At 42.4% G+C, this 18,059-nt stretch carries 11 protein-coding genes; 4 read left to right on the top strand and 7 right to left on the bottom strand.

The window, feature by feature from the left end; all coding sequences use genetic code 11:
• Positions 1–17 precede the first annotated feature (17 nt).
• The 7 genes from MKY52_RS23460 to MKY52_RS23430 all read right to left on the bottom strand — a co-directional run bounded on the left by MKY52_RS23460 (position 18) and on the right by MKY52_RS23430 (position 11,744).
• On the bottom strand, positions 18–3,167 hold the full coding sequence (locus tag MKY52_RS23460) for a beta-galactosidase (protein WP_341053846.1): 3,150 nt from the start codon (positions 3,165–3,167) through the stop codon (positions 18–20).
• The gene (locus tag MKY52_RS23455; RefSeq protein WP_341053844.1) at positions 3,164–4,483 is read right to left on the bottom strand and encodes a glycoside hydrolase family 125 protein; all 1,320 of its coding nucleotides are present in this window, start codon (positions 4,481–4,483) and stop codon (positions 3,164–3,166) included. Before MKY52_RS23455 ends, MKY52_RS23460 begins: the two co-directional genes overlap by 4 nt.
• A 123-nt stretch (positions 4,484–4,606) precedes the next feature.
• Positions 4,607–6,124 (bottom strand): ABC transporter substrate-binding protein, encoded by a 1,518-nt coding sequence (locus MKY52_RS23450; protein WP_341053842.1) that lies wholly within the window; start codon positions 6,122–6,124, stop codon positions 4,607–4,609.
• Between the two features lie 85 nt (positions 6,125–6,209).
• The gene (locus MKY52_RS23445; RefSeq protein WP_341053840.1) at positions 6,210–7,133 is read right to left on the bottom strand and encodes a carbohydrate ABC transporter permease; all 924 of its coding nucleotides are present in this window, start codon (positions 7,131–7,133) and stop codon (positions 6,210–6,212) included.
• A gap of 19 nt (positions 7,134–7,152) precedes the next feature.
• Positions 7,153–8,034 (bottom strand): ABC transporter permease, encoded by an 882-nt coding sequence (locus MKY52_RS23440; RefSeq protein WP_445667164.1) that lies wholly within the window; start codon positions 8,032–8,034, stop codon positions 7,153–7,155.
• 327 nt (positions 8,035–8,361) lie between these two features.
• Complete coding sequence (locus MKY52_RS23435) at positions 8,362–9,930, bottom strand: response regulator transcription factor (protein WP_341053837.1); 1,569 nt, start codon at positions 9,928–9,930, stop codon at positions 8,362–8,364.
• Positions 9,930–11,744, bottom strand: coding sequence for a sensor histidine kinase (locus MKY52_RS23430; RefSeq protein WP_341053836.1), 1,815 nt, complete (start codon positions 11,742–11,744; stop codon positions 9,930–9,932). Before MKY52_RS23430 ends, MKY52_RS23435 begins: the two co-directional genes overlap by 1 nt.
• Before the next feature lie 247 nt (positions 11,745–11,991).
• Between MKY52_RS23430 and MKY52_RS23425 the strand changes: the two genes are divergently transcribed.
• The 4 genes from MKY52_RS23425 (at position 11,992) to MKY52_RS23410 (ending at position 18,021) form a co-directional block, all read left to right on the top strand.
• The gene (locus MKY52_RS23425; protein ID WP_341053834.1) at positions 11,992–15,123 is read left to right on the top strand and encodes an alpha-mannosidase; all 3,132 of its coding nucleotides are present in this window, start codon (positions 11,992–11,994) and stop codon (positions 15,121–15,123) included.
• Positions 15,124–15,291: 168 nt separating this feature from the next.
• The gene (locus tag MKY52_RS23420) at positions 15,292–16,482 is read left to right on the top strand and encodes a pectin acetylesterase-family hydrolase (RefSeq protein ID WP_341053831.1); all 1,191 of its coding nucleotides are present in this window, start codon (positions 15,292–15,294) and stop codon (positions 16,480–16,482) included.
• A gap of 44 nt (positions 16,483–16,526) precedes the next feature.
• Positions 16,527–17,147 (top strand): TetR/AcrR family transcriptional regulator, encoded by a 621-nt coding sequence (locus MKY52_RS23415; RefSeq protein ID WP_052404243.1) that lies wholly within the window; start codon positions 16,527–16,529, stop codon positions 17,145–17,147.
• Between the two features lie 94 nt (positions 17,148–17,241).
• Positions 17,242–18,021, top strand: a complete 780-nt coding sequence (locus tag MKY52_RS23410) for a helix-turn-helix domain-containing protein (protein ID WP_341053829.1) — start codon at positions 17,242–17,244, stop codon at positions 18,019–18,021.
• Positions 18,022–18,059 lie beyond the last annotated feature (38 nt).

Below are 18,059 nucleotides of genomic sequence, written 5' to 3'. Positions count from 1 at the left end.
ACTCTCTACTAAGATGCTTAATGTAGTAGATGTGGATAAGTTATATGAATTTCAACTTCCTGCTGGCGATACACACCAAGAAGATCACCTTTATAGTCCGTAGCAAACAGGACTGAACGTTCCTGTTCCAACAAGAACGCGTAGGTTCGTCCAGTGGCTGAATCCTTCACCTCGATCTTCGCATCCTGAGCATATTCCGATACGAAGGTGAAGAGAGCTCCCGTAGCAAAGCTCAATTTCCGTCCGTAGATACCTACTAAGTCCCCTCCGCTAATCCACTCCAAGTCACACTCCACATGAGCAGCATTCAACGCGTAGCGATACAGTGCAGATGTAGTATCACTTCGGTCGCTCAATTCAACGGGCAGTGGACTCCATAGGAGTCGACCCTTGCCAAGCGGGATGTTTATGACTGAGTCTATAGTAGAGCTTCCGCTTTCGCCGGATTCGTGAATCATCGTTTCCTTCGATACCTCAGCAATCCTTCGGTGACCGAAGGAGACGGGGAGTTCTTGGCCTTGAAGACTAAGCACTTCTTCACGGCGCACATTACGCAATTCACGCTTGCCAAGAATATCACTTAAGCGCTCTGAAGAACGCCAGTAAGCATCAATGTCGAGCGGGCCTGTAGCAAGCAATACCGCACCTGTCTCTTCAACGATGTGTAACAACCTTTCCATCGCCGCATCATCGAAGTTATGCGCGCTTGGCAGTATAATAAGCTTCACAGGATGGTTCTTCAAATCATCTAGGTGGTATTCAGAAGCCCCTCTAAAAGGCATCTTTAGATCATATGAAAGAATACGGGTAAGCTCTGTTGTAGCAGCGAAAGCCAGCTTCCGGTTAGAGAAATCATTCGAATACGGAAACACCACAGCGATCTCTTCCAGTTTCCGATCTCCAAATACGTCACGGATGCCTTCTATAAACTTCCCGAAGTCATAAGAGACATCCGCCTCTGGCTTTTCGGTTCCATCTGCTCTCAATGCTCCGATATGGGACTCATTCGCATTATCCATATAGAAATTCGTATTCCAAATCCAGTGTATGGCCCCCGCACCAGCAGTTCCAAACGCATAGGCATATTTGCGTTCAAGAAGATTTCGCAGCTCTAGCTCCGAACGTTTGGCTCGTCCATCAGGAGTTTCTACATACATGACGCCAGTCTCTTGAATTAGGTTTGGCTTATTAGACGTCTTGGCAAAGATGCCATCCCACACCAGATAATCATTAAACCACCAGGAATGTACAGTGGTGTAATCCACCGTCTCCTCGTAGAAGAACGGTGAAGGTCGCTGCGCCCCTAGCCCTTCATCCTGCCCAACCGTAACCATCTGATCTGGACATTGCTCCTTAATGGTGTCATATAACTGCCTCACCCACCGGTTATGCATATCCATGGAGAACAAGCAATAATCAAGCCAACGCGTCCCTCTTTTAGCACTGTGCATATCCTGAACATCGAAGTTCATCTCTTTCGCTTCTGGCAGCCCTGCCGATGCAAAGTCCGGAAGCTGTGCGGATGTCATATTCCAACGTTCCTGTAGTACTTCGATTTCCCCATGTCTATGTCGAAGCCATTCTATGAAAGCTTGTTGCTCGAAGCGATCATGACATGAACTCGGACCATCCGAGAAAATCCGTGCCGGATCAAACATCGACGGTTCATTAATAAGATCCCAATCTACATTCGAAGACGCTTTATGACGAGATACAATAGAACGAATGAACCGCTTCTGAGCCTCAACACTTTGTGGGTCCAAATAAGGATTTACCCCACCCCACGTTTCCGGTGTGAAGGAGAAGAACGTGAAAGTCACCTGAAGATCATGCTTCTTCGCCGTCATGATAAAGGCATCAATCGCTCGCAGTACCTCTTCTGAAACATGACCATCGTCTTGCATCACATTACGATAAGCAGTCCAGATTCCTGTTCGGATCCAGTTAATCCCTGCCTTCCGCATTTGACCCATATCGCGATCCCATACCCCAACGTTCGGCAGAAATAGAAATTTCCGTGCCACATCACTCGTCATATAAGTCATCCCCACAACAGGTAGCGGACGCCCATCTTTTATGAAATAATCTCTTCCACTCGTTACCGGTTCACCTGCTGCCAGAAGTTCAGGGGCATGCCCCCAGAACCCTTGACGTAGAATGCGGACCTCACCATCACTGGCTTCCGCTTCGCAGACCACTTGGAACAGACCACTCCTAATTTCCAGAGGAATAGACACCCGAACGATGTTAAGCTCAGCATTAGCCTTCATCTCCAAACAATGGGACCAACGTAAGGAGGGATCGGATTCATGCTCAACATGCATTGTTAACTTCCAATTGTCTTCATTTCGCAAAGAAGGTTTTACCCGCTCAAGCTGCTGAATCTGAAGTGTCAGAGAAGCGCGTTCTCCTGACTCATATGACGCGTAATTTGGCTTAACCCACATTTCCGTTACACCCTTACTACAGAAACGAACCCACTCAGACATCGCGGACAGCCCTTTTTCCTTCCATAAAGAAGCCGTTGCAGCCGTATTTACGAACAGCCAGCGGGAGCCTGCAAATAAACCTATCGTATTCTCCCATAGAACTACTGGAGCAGCAGTTTCCCGCCCCTCATGCGTAATTCCCTTCAAAAGCGGGTAAATCCGTGTACTCATCGCACCTGCTGACCCCATTTGATGGGGTAAATCACTCGTCTTCGTCGTATGTGGCACAAGGTTCCATGTCTCTTCACTCGCTATAAAAAGAGCTTCTTGCCCCTTAAGCAGAGGAATGATATCTGATGCAAGCAAGGACTGGTTGCGAGAACAATCAACACGCAGTACCTCATGAATAGACAGCTCTTGATGATAAGAGGTCTGCTCCGCTTCCACATGCCATTGTTCATTTTTCCAACGAACGGGTTGTTTGAAGGGGGCACCTCCGATACTGATCAGTCCGCCACCTCTTTGCAAATAGGCTAGAATGTCTATCCATGCCGCTTTTGGGAAATAGGGTGCATGCAGATTAATGAAACATCCACCTTCGGTTTCCTTAAGCGTTGCTGCAAGCTGATTCGCATTCACGATCATACCGAACTCACGCATGGATTTAATCGCGTCACTAGGAATCGAATTGGAAATTGGGAAATCAGAATCATAGAATATGATTACAGGTCTGCTCATAGTAGTCCTTCCTTCATAGTTTTGTAGACTAGTTGGGAGAACAGACTATTGGACCAGGCAAACCATTTTCTAGTGAATATATTCGGGTCATCGACATGAAATCCTTCATGCATAAAACCAGTCCCCGCATCCGTTGCCTCTAACATCGCAAGCATCTCTAGCTTCTCTTCCTTCGTGGAAGCCGTCAAACCTTGCATAGACAATGCCATATGCCAGATATAGTCTTTCGGAGTATGTGGACTGCCAATCCCTTTCGCTGCTGTTCCTTCGAAGTAAAAAGGATTCTCCTTGCTCAGCGCAAATCGGCGTGTATTCTGATAAATCTCATCCTCTGCTGTAACATAGCCGAGATAAGGAATCGACATGAGTCCCGGTGTTCCCGCATCATCCATCAAGCAGTAGTTGCCATAGCCGTCGGTCTCATAAGCGTAGATTGGTCCAAATTTCGGATGACGATAAATACCATACAGCTTGATTCCATGATCAATGTCCGCTTCTAATGCTTTAAGCTCTTTTAGAAATTCAAGATCACGGAATACCCATTCTGCGAATTCCTGCATATGACGTAATGCAACAACGGCGAACATATTCCCCGGGATATTGTAATGGAAGTCGCAAGCATCATCGCTTGATCGGAACCCGGACCAGACCATCCCCGTGTAATTTACAGGCATACCAAGGCCGTTGTTGCGTAACGTATCTTCAGGAATTCCATTATTACGCGTAAAGCTGTAAGGAGATAATTCAGCATGGCGCTGCTCAGTTCTAAATAAGTTGTATATTTTGACCATTGCTGCCTTAAATCCGGCGTCGAATATATCAGTCTTCCCCGTTTCTTTCCAATAGGCATAAGCCAGACGCATAGAAAAACAGAGAGAATCGATCTCGAATTTACGTTCCCACACCCAAGGGGACATTTCCGTAATATCGCTAGTGCTCCAATGCCAGTCATTCGCTGTTTCGTTAAACGCATTGGCATACGGATCAATATGTATATACTGAATATGTCGTTTAATTAAACCGCTAATGATACGTTGAAGATCCGGATCATTCTTCGCAAATGGCACATAGTGCATAACCTGCTCCACAGAATCTCGCAACCAGGAAGCAGGGATATCACCAGTAATGATGAATGTTGTTCCATCATCCATGAGCTTAGTCGTTGTCTCTAGTGTATTCGGGAAGCAGTTCTTGAAAAGCTGCAATAGTTTAGGCCGATGAGCTAACTTCTCCTCTGCTTCGTTCAATACTTCTTGAATTGCTTGTGGAAGCGGAAGCTTCGGCATTGAGATGGTTGGCAGTCTGAATTGTTCCATATTTCCACTCCTCTTGATAAAAATGAGTATAGATAGAGAGACGGGCAGCATAGCTGCCCGTCTCCACTAATCCTATTTGCGTTACCTTTAGATTAATCGTAGGCGTTTTGTTACGTTCAAAGCTTATTTCTTTGTCTGGTTCCACTCATCAAGCTGCTTTTGAACTTCAGCAATGACTTTTTCCAGTCCAGCTTCTTTAAATTTCTTGGTTGCTTTTGGCAGATATGTTTTAGGATCAACAGAACCTGTGTATAGAGCTGGCATAAATTCTTTAGTTACGTTGTTGATTGCCGCTACTTCTGTTTTTACAGGTGTAGGATCAAATGCAAAACCGAAGGTAGGGGCTTCTTTTGAAGAATCATTAAACTTCTTGAAAGCATCCCATTTATCAGCAGGGTCATCAGCATGCAGATAAGTCAGTAACATATTTCCAAGCGTGAAGCCTGGCATTGCATAGCTATCTTGCATAGCTGGCAGATCTTCAATGACATTGTCGGAGATTTTCTTATAATGAGAGCCTTCAATACCATAGTTGAGCAAATTGCGTAAGTACTTATCTGTATTCAAAAGATTCAAGAACATCATAGCCCGTTCAGGATCACCTGAGGTTACGGAAATAGCGTGCATCGAACCTGCGGCGGACTGTGTATACACATAAGGCTCATGCATAGGCGAAGTTACAATTTCATAACCTGCTGAACGAGACCAACCTTTTTCTGCATAAGGCTGTGTAATTTCGCGATCGGCAAACCATTTACCGGTCTTAATGTTATCAATACCTTCAAGTGTTGCAACGTCTGGGCGTAAGTAACCTGCTGTGTAAAGTCTGCGCATCGTATCTAACGATGTTGCAAGTTCAGGTGTCTCCAGAATATTAACAACCTTGCCATCTGTGGAATCCATATAGACCCCGATAGGTAACTCATCACCTAGTACATAGTCAAATGGCATGAATGGTTTAAAGCCTTTAGGAACAGCTAGCGGTGTAATATCCGCAGGCTCATTCTCTTTAATCGTTTTAAGAAGTGGCTCTAGATCATCCAATGTACGAATGTTGGAAATGTCCATGTTGTATTTATCAACATATTTCTTATTGAAGCGCCATACCCATTGCTGTCCAAGCTCCTTATTTACAGGAACACCATAGATCTCACCTTTAATCTTAGTTCCTTCTAAGAAACGAGGATCCAAAACCTCTTTTGTTTCCTTTCCATACTTATCTAACAGATCGTTCAGACCCAAGAAGGTACCATTCGCTGCGTTACGGCGGAAATCATTTGTCCAAGAAGAGGTAAAGGCAATGTCATAAGGCTCACCAGAAGCGGTAATAACTTGCATCTTCTTATCGTAATCACCCCAATCGAACATCGTAATGTTCAACGTCGCATTAATTTTTTCTTGGGTATATTTATTAACTTCTTTTAAGACAAGATCCAAGTCCTTTTGAGGTCCACCAATTAAATACATCTTCAGCTCATATGGCTTTAATTCCGATGTATTCCCTGCTGAATTCCCTGCTGCCGCTGAATTGTTTGTTTCTTTAGCAGCATTTGTATTATTATTCGAACCACATCCAGCAAGAAGGCCAGACAAAAGCATTGTTCCAGCAAGAGCGAGCGTTAAACTTTTTTTCGCTTTCATTTCTATTTTCCCCCTTTAGATTAATTAACTTTTTATTTATATCGACTCCTGTTCTAGCGATTCGAATAAATACATCTTAGTAGTGTTACTCTTTTAAAGAGCCAACAGTTAAGCCTTTTACAAAATACTTTTGGAAGAAGGGATACGCTAGTGCTATAGGCAAGGTCGCCAGTACAACCATCGCCATACGAACGGTTTCTGTCGGCAATGTCGCAGCAATCTCAAAGCTTGATCCCATCTGCATGCTGTTCTGGATAACAAACTCCATATTATTCTGAATTCGCATCAGCATCGCTTGAAGCGGTACAAGACTCGCATCATCTATATACAGCAGCGCATTAAACCAATCATTCCAATAGCCCAGCGTACAGAACAATCCAATCGTTGCAATCCCCGGTAATGAGATCGGAAGTACAATTTGCAGGAACGTCCGAAACTCCCCTGAACCGTCAATTTTGGCTGCCTCAATAAGTGCATCAGGCACTGAAGTCTGGAAGAAGGTCCGCATCACTAGGATGAAAAAGGCATTCATCGCTATTGGCAATATTAAAGCCCATATCGTGTTGTACAAATGTAAAAACTGTGTGGCCACAATATAGTTTGGAACCATTCCGCCTGAGAATAACATCGTGAAGAAGGCGAAGAAGCTGAAAAAATTACGATAGCGAAATGATCTTCGAGAAAGAACATAGGCGTAAGTTGTAATTAGAAATAAGCTAATGAGCGTACCTAGTACAGTAACAAGTAAGGTAACTCCAAAGGAACGAAATAACTGATCCCCTGTGTTAAAAATAAACTGATACGCCGCCATACTAAATTTTTCTGGAATTAAGCTAAATCCATTTAAAGCGAGTACTTTCTCATCTGTAAAAGAAATAGCTATGACAAACAAGAACGGAAACACACAGGTAAAAGCGAAAATTCCAATCACAATATTGAGTACCACATTCCAAAAAGGAGTAATGGCGTTGTTGTCGACTTCTTTTGGCTTACGTTTGAATACTTCCATAACGTCAATTGACTCCTTTCTAGAATATCGCGTTTTCTTTGCTGATCTTTTTCACAATTGAGTTCGTTACAAGCACCATGATAAATCCAACGATTGATTGATATAAACCAGCTGCTGTACTCATCCCTAGATTTCCTGTCGTACTCATGCTTCGATAAATATAAGTATCGATAACATTCGTTACGGAGTATAAAACACCGGAATCTCGAGGTATTTGATAGAATAACCCGAAGTCAGATCTAAAGATACCACCAATCGCTAGAATAGTAAGCGTAACCATTAAGGGTTTAAGCAGAGGAAGCGTAATAAACTTAATTTGCTGCCATTTGCTGGCCCCATCAATCATAGCTGCTTCATAGTAGGACTTGTCGATACCTGCAATGGCTGCTAAGTAAACCACACTCGAATATCCGATGGATTTCCAAATCCCCATGAAAATAAGGATATATGGCCAAAAGCGAGTATCCCCATACCAGGAAACAGGATCGCCTCCGAAATACACAATCACTTGGTTCAAGATCCCTTTATCTACACTTAGGAAGCTGAATGTAAAGAAACTAATAATAACCCAAGAAAGGAAGTAAGGCATAAACATCGCTGTTTGATACGCTTTGGCCATTCGTTTGTTCACAAGTTCATTCAAGGTGATCGCAATACCCACCGCAAGAACTAAACCGAGAGAGATCAACGCCACGTTATACAGTATCGTATTTCTTGTAATAATATAGGCGTCCTCCGTCGAGAACAAAAAGTTGAAATTTTCAAAGCCAACCCACTTACTATTAAAAACGCTTGCAAAGAATCCGTCCCGATGAATCTTGAAATCCTTAAATGCAATAATGGTTCCGAACATCGGTAAGTAACAAAAGATTAGAAACCATATTGTCCCTGGTAATACCATAAACCACAGTACTTTATCCTTATTTAAGCTCTTGAAAAATGCAGACACTATTCTACATCCCCCTTCTCTATCCCCAAACAATCCCCGTAATATCCTTTCGATCTTATTTCCTTGCCCCTTTAACTATCTTTAATTCTGCGCTATAAAAGCGGTTTCATAAAGTTGAAAAACTCCAGAATGATATGTAAAAATTAAAGATCGCAAGAAAAAATGACCTCCGTGAGGCTTGAAATTCCTTAAGATTTGAACAAAAAAAGGAAACATTCTCGTGACCAACGTTCGTGAACCCTCCACTTGAACGTGATACCCGGGAACATTTCCTAAATCCTACGCCTTTTCTTTTTTATACATATTTCGAAGTTCTGTTGGAGATATGCCTACTGATTTTTTGAACTGGCGATAAAAATACGCTGGATCTAGATACCCTACTTCAGCTGCAATTTCATTGGTCAATAACGTAGTTTGAAGCAGCAGTTGTCTTGCTTTTTCAATTCGGAATTGGTTCACATAATCAGAGAAGCTTCGCCCCATCTCCTTCTGAAATAGCTGTCCCAAGTAAGTAGGATGCATATTCATTCGCTGACTGAGCGTCTTCAGAGATAGTTCTTCTCTATAATGTTTGCTCACTTGATCCACCATATATCTCATATTCGGACTGAGTTCATCACTCACTAGCGATAATTGGTCCAGCGTTTCATTCACACTTTCCTGCACATGATGAAGCAACTGCTCAATGGTATGGATGCGTAGCAAAGGATTAAACACAGCACTGAAATTACAGTTTTTCTCCATATTCTTAGCGATCAGCATTAATTCAATCGCCACGTTATAATTATCAATGCGTGTAATCACGCCACATCCGAACAGCTTTTGGAACGTTTCTGCGATAAATTGATTTGCCGCCTCACGCTCGCCAGATAGTAATAGTTTAGTAAATGCTTCATAATCAATTTCGAGCTTTTCCTCGTGTAACACCATCTTTGATAGTTGGTCCAAATCTATAATCGGATAGCCCGGCAGCATCAGATGATCCACATATAAACTTTTCGCTTTTTTATAACTTTGTGGTACTTCTTGAAAAGTATATTCCTTACTTCCTATCGTAATCCAGACAGACTTTCCTAATTCATGCATAATCTCACATTGCACTTGTTGCAGCATGCAATACATTTCTTCTTTGTTCTCATCTTCAGCCGACTCCGCAACAATAAGAACAAGATCACCTTCCATATCTATAAATACAATAACTGTTCCGCGCTCTGCTACGGACTGCACTGCGATACGATAACATTCTTCCATAAGTTGATTAGGGTGTAGTTGACTCTCGTCCTCTTCATGTTCCGTAATAAGCCGAATCGCAGCCACCGTAAAACATGAACAGTCCAAGGAAATATTTAAGACTTTTGAACGATGCAATAGCTCCTGTCGATCTATATTTCCAGTGACCCAACGATTTAGAATATTGTTACGTAAAACTTGCTGATCCTCCTTCGCATGAAATTGTTCAACATCCTCTTGATTGAGGACCTCAACAATTTGCTCAATGGTCGATTCCAATTCTTTTATGTTAATGGGTTTAAGAATATAATTTTCAATGCCTAGACTCATTCCAGCTTTTAAATACTCAAATTGTTCATAGCCGCTTAAGATAATAAATCTCATTTTTGAATCAAAAGACTTAATTTGTTGAATGAGTTCAAGTCCCGTTAGCTTTGGCATCGTAATATCTGTAATTAATATGTCAATGGCTTCGTTATGGCTATGCAAAAATTCTAAAGCTTCTTCCCCATTACTCGCTTGCCCTGCGATTCTCAGTCCATAATCTTCCCATTCAATCACTGAACGTAATCCTTCAAGAATAAGAGGTTCATCATCCACAATAAGTATGTTGTGCATTATTTAATACTCTCCCTTACCACTGGTATATTCATGATGACTGTTGTTCCTACACCGATCTCACTAGCAATCGATAATCCATATTCAATCCCATAATAAAGCTTAATTCGCTCATTCACATTACATAGTCCAAGCGAGGAAGGTGGTGCATCCATTCGCATACTGACTTGAAGTGTTTTTTGAAGTTCCGTTAGCTTGCTGGGAATAATCCCATTTCCGTTATCTGTAATAGCAATTTGAATGCTACCGTCTGATTCAGTTACTTCAATGCGGATTAGGTTATCGGAGCGTTCGGGTCTGAATCCGTGAACAATATAATTTTCAATGACCGGCTGAATCAGCAGTTTAACGATAGAACAATTCATAGCCACTGGACTTATTCGCGACTCGATTTGAAGCTTATCTTTATGCCTAATCTGAAACAGCTCAAGATATAGATTGCAATATTCAATCTCATCAGCGATGGTAACAACCATACTTTTCTTAATCATTGTTCGGAATAACGTAGATAAAATGTAAATCATCTGACCTACATCCTTCGCACCTTGCGAAATAGCCCGCATCCTTATAGCTTCAAGTGTATTATATAAAAAATGCGGATTAATCTGCGACTGAAGAGCAACGAGTTCTGCATTTTTTTGGGTAATTTCTGAAATGTAAACTTTATTAATATACAGCTCTAGTCTTTCACACATATAGTTAAAATTGTTGGCAATGAGCTGCAATTCATCCTCCCGGTTAAGATGAATGCGCGTGCTTAAGTCGCCTTCCTGTAAGCGCTTCATAGATTTGACAATGATCTTCACTTTTTTAGAGAAACGTAAAATTATTCCGTATGTAATGGACATTGCCGCAACAATTAGAGCTGCCGTAATCCCGATAATCCAATTTCGTACTACCACCATTTCTTTATTGACCTGCGACTTCTGAATGATCCCTGCCACAATAAGACCTGAGCTATTCGTTGTATTTAAGTTAACTTTGGATAATCCATCCAGTGCAGTCCAGTTGTCTGAATAAAGACCAGCGATATGCGGATACTGCTGTCCCATATACCTTCCTAAGGAATCATATATGACGTCACCGCTTGGTGTTAGAACCAACACTTGACCATTATTCTCTGTACCTTTCGTACCAAGCCATTTTGAAATAAGTTCAGCATCAAAATCTATAATGAGCATACCGATCGTTTTCAATGAAATCGGATCTTTAAGCTCCCTAGTCATCGTATACAAATTGTTATTGTCTTCCCTTATTTCCTTAAGTAATAATTTTTTTTCATGCGAAACCCAACCATTCTTGGGTATGGGTGATTTTTGCTCCGAAATATCTATATCTCTTTTGTAGAGCTGTCGTGTATTATTTTTATATAAATAATAAAATTCTTTCTCAGTGCTGTATAAGATAACGTCAGAGATACCACTTTTCTGATTCAAATACGTTTTGAAGTAAGTATCGAATGTATGGGGTACAAAGCTCCCAATTTCAGCAAACTGATCTAAACGATATTTAAGATAATCTCCATAATCATGTTGCAAAAAGTAGGACAAATCCTCACTTACAGAAGCATCACTATAAATTTGCTGGATGGCCAATTGGATCCCTTCGTACTGCTGATTCATATATAAACTCACGTAATCCAGTACCTCTCGATTAGCATCAACATGTTGACGCGTGATCGTCTGTTCATAGTATTTATAAACGGTAATGGAAGAGGCAATAAGCGTAATAATGATGATGGATGAATATATAGCTAAAATTTTATTAAACAGTTTTTTCCGTAAATGATTTTGATAAAATTTCTTTATATTCAACAAATTCACCTTCCTTCAAAATCTAGCCTTTAGGATTAGAAGCTTAACACCACCTTTCTTTTTGTGCAATGGGAGCGCATTCATTTTTAGATGTAAATCTTTCCTCCTTGCAACCTTTTTCTTTATCATGAGTTTACATCTCGCTAAAAATCGTCTATAGTTGGTTTCTACCCCCCAAACAAACCTGTAATCACCCTATAAGTCTTATAATCCTCGTCCCCATCAAGATAATGGAGGGCTATTACTCATGTTTCTAACCAAACGTAAACTCAATTCCCAACTAAACGAGATTTCCGAATATCGTTACCGGGATCGAATACACATTCCTTTTTTCAATTCTATGATTGACGAACAAGGTGAAATTGCAGCTGAACCACCCGTGGATGGAGAATGGTCTAAGCTACAGGTTGGCGATACCTGGAAAGGCCGCGATCTGTACTTATGGCTAACGACACAGATAGACGTACCCGCCTCTTGGGCAGGACGCAGGGTACTGGGTCGATTTGATTTTGGCGAGACGGGTGCCGGAAACAACTCCGGATTTGAATCTTTATTCTTTTACAATGGTAAACCCTATCAAGGTGTAGATTCCAATCATACAGAAGTGTTCTTGCCGGATGAAACGGTAGGTACGCAGCTTCCACTTACCTTCCGTTTATGGTCGGGACTAGAAGGTGGCGGTCCTAAAAAAGATCAAACACATGGCATTCGTATGGCAGAAATTTGTTGGCTGGACGATGCAACGGATGATTTCTATTTTACAGCACTTGCTGTAGTTGAGACGCTGAACGTACTCGATTCAAAAACACCAGAATATACACAGCTGCTAAGTACAGTAGACCGCTCGTTTCTTCTGATTGACTGGTCTCGTCCAGGTTCAGAGGTCTTCTACGCTTCGATCGAGGAAGCTCGTAATTATTTGCGTGATGAAATTAATAAAATGGAAAAGTCTTCGCCAGTTACTGTTACCTGTATTGGTCATACCCATATTGATGTAGCTTGGTTATGGCAATTGAAGCATACCCGTGAGAAATGTGCGCGTTCCTTCTCGACCGTACTCCGTCTGATGGAAATGTTCCCTGACTATACTTTTTTACAGACTCAACCTCAGCTCTATGAATACATCAAGAATGATTATCCGGAAATCTATGAGAAGATTCGTGAACGTGTTGCTGAAGGACGCTGGGAAGCTGGCGGTGGCATGTGGCTCGAGGCAGATTGTAACTTGACCTCAGGTGAGTCTCTTGTCCGTCAATTGCTATATGGTACTCGCTTCTTGCGTAATGAATTTGGTGTTGAATGTGATTATTTATGGCTGCCTGACGTATTTGGCTACAGCTGGTCCTTGCCACAAATTCTAAAAAAATCAGGAATTAATACGTTTATGACCACGAAAATTAGCTGGAATCAATATAACCGCATGCCACATGATACCTTCCAATGGCGTGGTATTGATGGCACTGAAGTATTAACACACTTCATTACAACACCAGAGCCTTGGTCTGAAGAAGATTCTTGGTTCTACACCTATAATGGCCGTATCATTCCTAAGACTGTAAAAGGAATTTGGGATACGTACCGGGATAAAGAAGTGAATCGCAATTTATTACTTTCTTACGGATATGGTGATGGCGGCGGCGGGGTTAACCGCGAAATGCTAGAGATGCGCCGCAGACTCAACGATCTCCCAGGACTACCGAAGATTGAAACAGGAACAGCAGGAGATTACTTCCGTAATCTGCAAGAAACTGTTGCTAATACAGATCGTTATGTCCATGTATGGGATGGTGAGCTTTACTTAGAATATCACCGTGGCACGTACACTAGCCAAGCCTACAATAAGCGAATGAACCGCAAGCTTGAACTTCTATACCGCGAGGCGGAATGGTTAAACGCACTGCAAAGTGTGGTGTCTGAAGATTGGTCGAACTATCGTCAGACCGATTTAGACGAGGGTTGGAGAATTATTTTGCGTAACCAATTCCATGATATTATTCCTGGTTCTTCAATTCGTGAAGTGTACGAAGACAGTACGATTGAATATGCTCAAGCCGAAGCCATTGGTCAATCTGTATGGGAACAATCTACGAAGGCACTAGTGAACGGAAGTGAAGCCGGTAAATATACCATCTGGAACAATGCTTCTTGGGAATTATCTGAGCTCGTAGAAATTACTATAGAGCCTGGCATGGAAACAGGACATTGGATAAACACAGAAGGTAAACCATTACAAGCTCAGCGTGAAGGTGACCGTTGGATCATTGAAGTGTCCGACATTCCTTCTCTCGGATACACCACCATCTCCTTCGTGGCAGATGTGAATTCTGAGCCACTAAGCACTCCATTCAAGCTGAATGAATCAGGAATTTCAACGCCTCACCTTGAAATAGCGTGGAACGAGCAAGGTCAATTGTCATCCATCTATGATAAACACGAACAGCGTCAAGTATTAGCTAATGGAAGTCACGGTAATGTGTTCCAAGTGTTTGAGGATAAACCATTAGCACATGAAGCTTGGGACATTGACATCTACTATCAGCAAAAAATGCGCGAAGTGATCGACTGCACTAGCATTGAAGTCATAGAAAATGGTTCATTGCGTTGTATTGTGCAATTCACATGGAGCTATATGGATTCCACGATTAAACAGAAAATGATCTTACACGCTGGGCATCGTCGTATCGACTTCGTGACGAACGTAGACTGGCATGAGAAAAAACAGCTAATGAAAGTAGCCTTCCCTGTTGCGATACGAGCTACCGAAGCCACTTATGATATCCAGTTCGGTAATGTTAAGCGTCCAACACACTGGAACACTAGCTGGGATTACGCTAGATTTGAGACTGTGGGCCATCAGTGGGCAGATTTATCAGATCGTGGTTATGGCGTTAGCTTGCTGAACGACTGCAAATATGGCTACGACATCAAGGATAATGTGATGCGTCTATCCCTAATCAAATCGGCAACACACCCTGACCCTGATGCGGATCAAGGCGAACATTCATTCACCTACTCTATCCTGCCTCATACTGGGGATTGGCTACAAGGTGATACCGTCCGTCAAGCCTGGTCCATCAACAATCCACTGCGGAGCACCATGGGGCAAGCTGAAGTAGAAACAAAGTCCATGATTCGTCTTTCTACGAATACGGTTATGGTATCTGCCCTTAAGAAATCTGAAGATGGTCAAAAATTAGTCGTACGTGTTCACGACTATTCCGGAAGCCGCCAGCAGATTGATATGACGAGCGACTTGAACATTATTTCGTGGCAAGAGTGTAATCTAATGGAACGTCCTGAAGGTGAGGTTCACACTGAACCTGTCATTACCTTTGTACTTGAACCTTACGAAATAAGAACATTTGAAATCGAAGTGTAGAATCTAATTAAATGAAGTAACATACAAAAACGGGGTGTCCCTGTAGCCATGTATAAAAGGCTGCGAGGACACCCCGTTTTTGGATTATGATTGTTTATTTTGAATTTAAGTATACACATTGCGCAATGAGTTAACGTAGCGTATACTCCAATTAAGGGAGAGATGTATATGAGAAGAATGGGGAAAATTACGATATTCACATGCATTGGATTATTGAGCCTTGCTTTGATTGCTATTCTTGCGATTAGCGCTTTTGTGATCAAGAGACCGACCACCGCCACCCCCGTAATCACGGAAGTGAAGCCTTATGAGTGGAATAAAGTCAAGCTGGACGGAAATGTCATTTCAAGTGATGGATCAGAGTATTTTATCTGGAATAAAAAGGGGGAGACTAATAACTGGATCATCTTCTTTTCCGGGGGAGGGGTCAGTTGGGATGCCCAAAGCGCCGCGCACCCCATCAAGCTAATGAACTTCATTAAAGGTGGAGATACGGGCAACTATTTCCAGAACATCCCCTTCTATATGCTGACATTGCTGAGAGGCATGATGGATACGGATAACCCTGCCAATCCTTTTCATGGATGGAATGTGGTCTACCTTCCCTATTCGACGGGTGATTTCCATATCGGTAACCGTACGGTTGAATATAAAAAAGAGGACGGCAGTACCTTTACAATGCGTTATAACGGCAGCAATAATGTGCGAAGCAGCCTTGATTGGATATATGCCAACGTGGAAAAGCCCGGCAAACTGCTAATTGCAGGTGAAAGTGCTGGTGGATTCGGGTCCGCCTTCTGGGCTCCGGAGATCGCCTCTCATTACAAAGACTCCGAGATCTTCCAATATTCAGATAGTTCCTTCCTGAAATCAGACAAGTGGCCAAATGTTGTGAATAAGGAATGGCAGGCTGACTTCGTTAAGAACTTTGGATATACCTCCGAAGCGGATATCATCGGGGCAGCATTTAAAGCGAACGGTCATCTACTGCCTGCGAATGCGGTAATATTGCAATCCTACTCGGTATTTGACGAGATTCTGATCCACTTTCAGAACAACATCAACGATTACAAGGGGCCAAGAGATCAACGCATTATTAATGAATGGTCACAGGAAATGCGGCAATCTGTATCTTCTTTAGCTGCCACTTTACCTAATTATTATTACTATCTGACCGACTATGGGCTAAATGCTAAGACGGGTACAACCCCGCACACTTTTGCAACCAGAGAGACCTTCTTTCAGGCTGAACAAGATGGTGTGAAGCTTCTGAAATGGCTAGGTGATGCGGTCAACCATCAGAAACCCTATTCAGTGGGCAGCAAGTTCCTCATGACGTCGAAGCCAGCTCAGAAATAGCACAGAATTAGCGAAATACTCGCACAAGGCAGGAGAGAAAATTAATGAATTTGCGTGAAAAGCAGATGCAAATGACGAGGGAGATCATTAAGGATACAGCGCTCAGCTTGTTCTGTGCTCAAGGTATTGAGCGCACGGATATGGCTCAAATTGCAGAACAAGCCGGGGTCTCTCGGCGCACTTTGTATCATCATTATAAGGACAAAGAAGAATTAGCCGCTCAAATCTATGTCCTTAACCTGGAGCGGATGTTTGGACAGCTGCTGTTTGATTTTGATTTTGAACAGCCGGTACAATCACTGGAGAACATTCTGGATAAATATTTGGCGCTAAGAGATCATCAGGAATCACTGATCTACTATGATGCTATTTTTGGAGTTTACTACAGCACGCTTTCTAAGAATCCTGCAGAACTGCCTGACTTTAAGAAGGCTATGGAAGGCTGGTATTCGCGACTTATACTGCTTGACACAATAGCAGTGGCTCCGGAGGAAAAAAATAAGTGGTTGAACATTCTGCAGAAGTCCACCCACCTGTATTTCATGTATTTACAAAAAGCCGTTATTATTACGCATCAGCGGGGCGGTGTGGTTACGGAGGAAGACCGGGCAACGGACCGACAATTCAAGGATTTCATTATGCATGGCGTACGGCATTCCCGATGATTAAAAGAGTCTTTTCGTAATAGGTTTCATTTCGGTATAATATACCAATCGGTATTACTGCGGCTCTAGTTATATGGAAGGAGCAATGGCTGAAATGGACATTGGCAAATATGAGAATCTAGTTCCGAACGTTTTTTTGTTCGTCGACCGCAGATCCTTCCCTGATTGGGAGATAACGAGGAGCAAAATTGATTTCCATGACCTTACCTTCATTGTGGAAGGGAAATCGAACTATTTTATTAATGGGGAAAAATTTACGGTTGAAGCTGGTGATATGCTCTATGCACCTTCCGGAAGTATTCGGGAAGCGCAGACTTTTAAGGAGGCACCCATGCGTTCTTTTGCGTTTAATTTCTTCTGGGAGGGGGAGGACAATCATGTGCAGCTCCCTTTTGAGACCGTAACCAAAAACTGGAGAACTAAAGAGATCCTAGCGGACATCAAAGATTTCTCGCATGTATGGATGGGCAAACAGCCCTTTTATAAAATGAAGGCCAGAGCCATTTTTCAACTGATTGTGTATCGCCTGTTAAGCATAACCCACCATCAAGAGACACCTCTGATCGATCTGAGAATCCAAAAAGTAATGACCTATATTATGGATCATTATTCGGAGGAAGTTACGATCAAGGAACTAGCTGATTTGGTTGCCTTAAATCCTGTCTATCTTGGCAAGCTGTTCAAGCAAAACACCGGTTCCACCTATAAGGAATTCATAAATAAAGTGCGGGTGAACAATGCCGAGATGATTCTGTCCGCAGGTGGCTTCAATGTGTCCGAAGTAGCAGCGCACTGTGGTTATCAAGATGTCGCCTACTTCAGTAATGTTTTCAAAAATATCAAGGGTTATCCTCCGTCATCTGCCTTGAAATAACGGAGGACCCTGAACCATTCGGGGATTCAGCCCTTCAA

Origin of the sequence: Paenibacillus sp. FSL P4-0184 (assembly GCF_038004625.1) — a bacterium.
Classification (GTDB): Bacteria; Bacillota; Bacilli; order Paenibacillales; family Paenibacillaceae; genus Paenibacillus_AQ.
Note: the sequence above shows the minus strand (reverse complement) of the source record. Positions and strands in the feature narration are given on the sequence as shown.

Excerpts from the sequence above, each read along its gene's own strand:
- MKY52_RS23440 (WP_445667164.1), bottom strand. The coding sequence starts at position 8,034 with ATGGTATTACCAGGGACAATATGGTTTCTAATCTTTTGTTACTTACCG.
- MKY52_RS23455 (WP_341053844.1), bottom strand. The coding sequence starts at position 4,483 with ATGGAACAATTCAGACTGCCAACCATCTCAATGCCGAAGCTTCCGCTT.
- MKY52_RS23410 (WP_341053829.1), top strand. The coding sequence starts at position 17,242 with ATGGACATTGGCAAATATGAGAATCTAGTTCCGAACGTTTTTTTGTTC.
- MKY52_RS23420 (WP_341053831.1), top strand. The coding sequence starts at position 15,292 with ATGAGAAGAATGGGGAAAATTACGATATTCACATGCATTGGATTATTG.
- MKY52_RS23460 (WP_341053846.1), bottom strand. The coding sequence starts at position 3,167 with ATGAGCAGACCTGTAATCATATTCTATGATTCTGATTTCCCAATTTCC.
- MKY52_RS23425 (WP_341053834.1), top strand. The coding sequence starts at position 11,992 with ATGTTTCTAACCAAACGTAAACTCAATTCCCAACTAAACGAGATTTCC.
- MKY52_RS23435 (WP_341053837.1), bottom strand. The coding sequence starts at position 9,930 with ATGCACAACATACTTATTGTGGATGATGAACCTCTTATTCTTGAAGGA.
- MKY52_RS23445 (WP_341053840.1), bottom strand. The coding sequence starts at position 7,133 with ATGGAAGTATTCAAACGTAAGCCAAAAGAAGTCGACAACAACGCCATT.
- MKY52_RS23415 (WP_052404243.1), top strand. The coding sequence starts at position 16,527 with ATGAATTTGCGTGAAAAGCAGATGCAAATGACGAGGGAGATCATTAAG.
- MKY52_RS23450 (WP_341053842.1), bottom strand. The coding sequence starts at position 6,124 with ATGAAAGCGAAAAAAAGTTTAACGCTCGCTCTTGCTGGAACAATGCTT.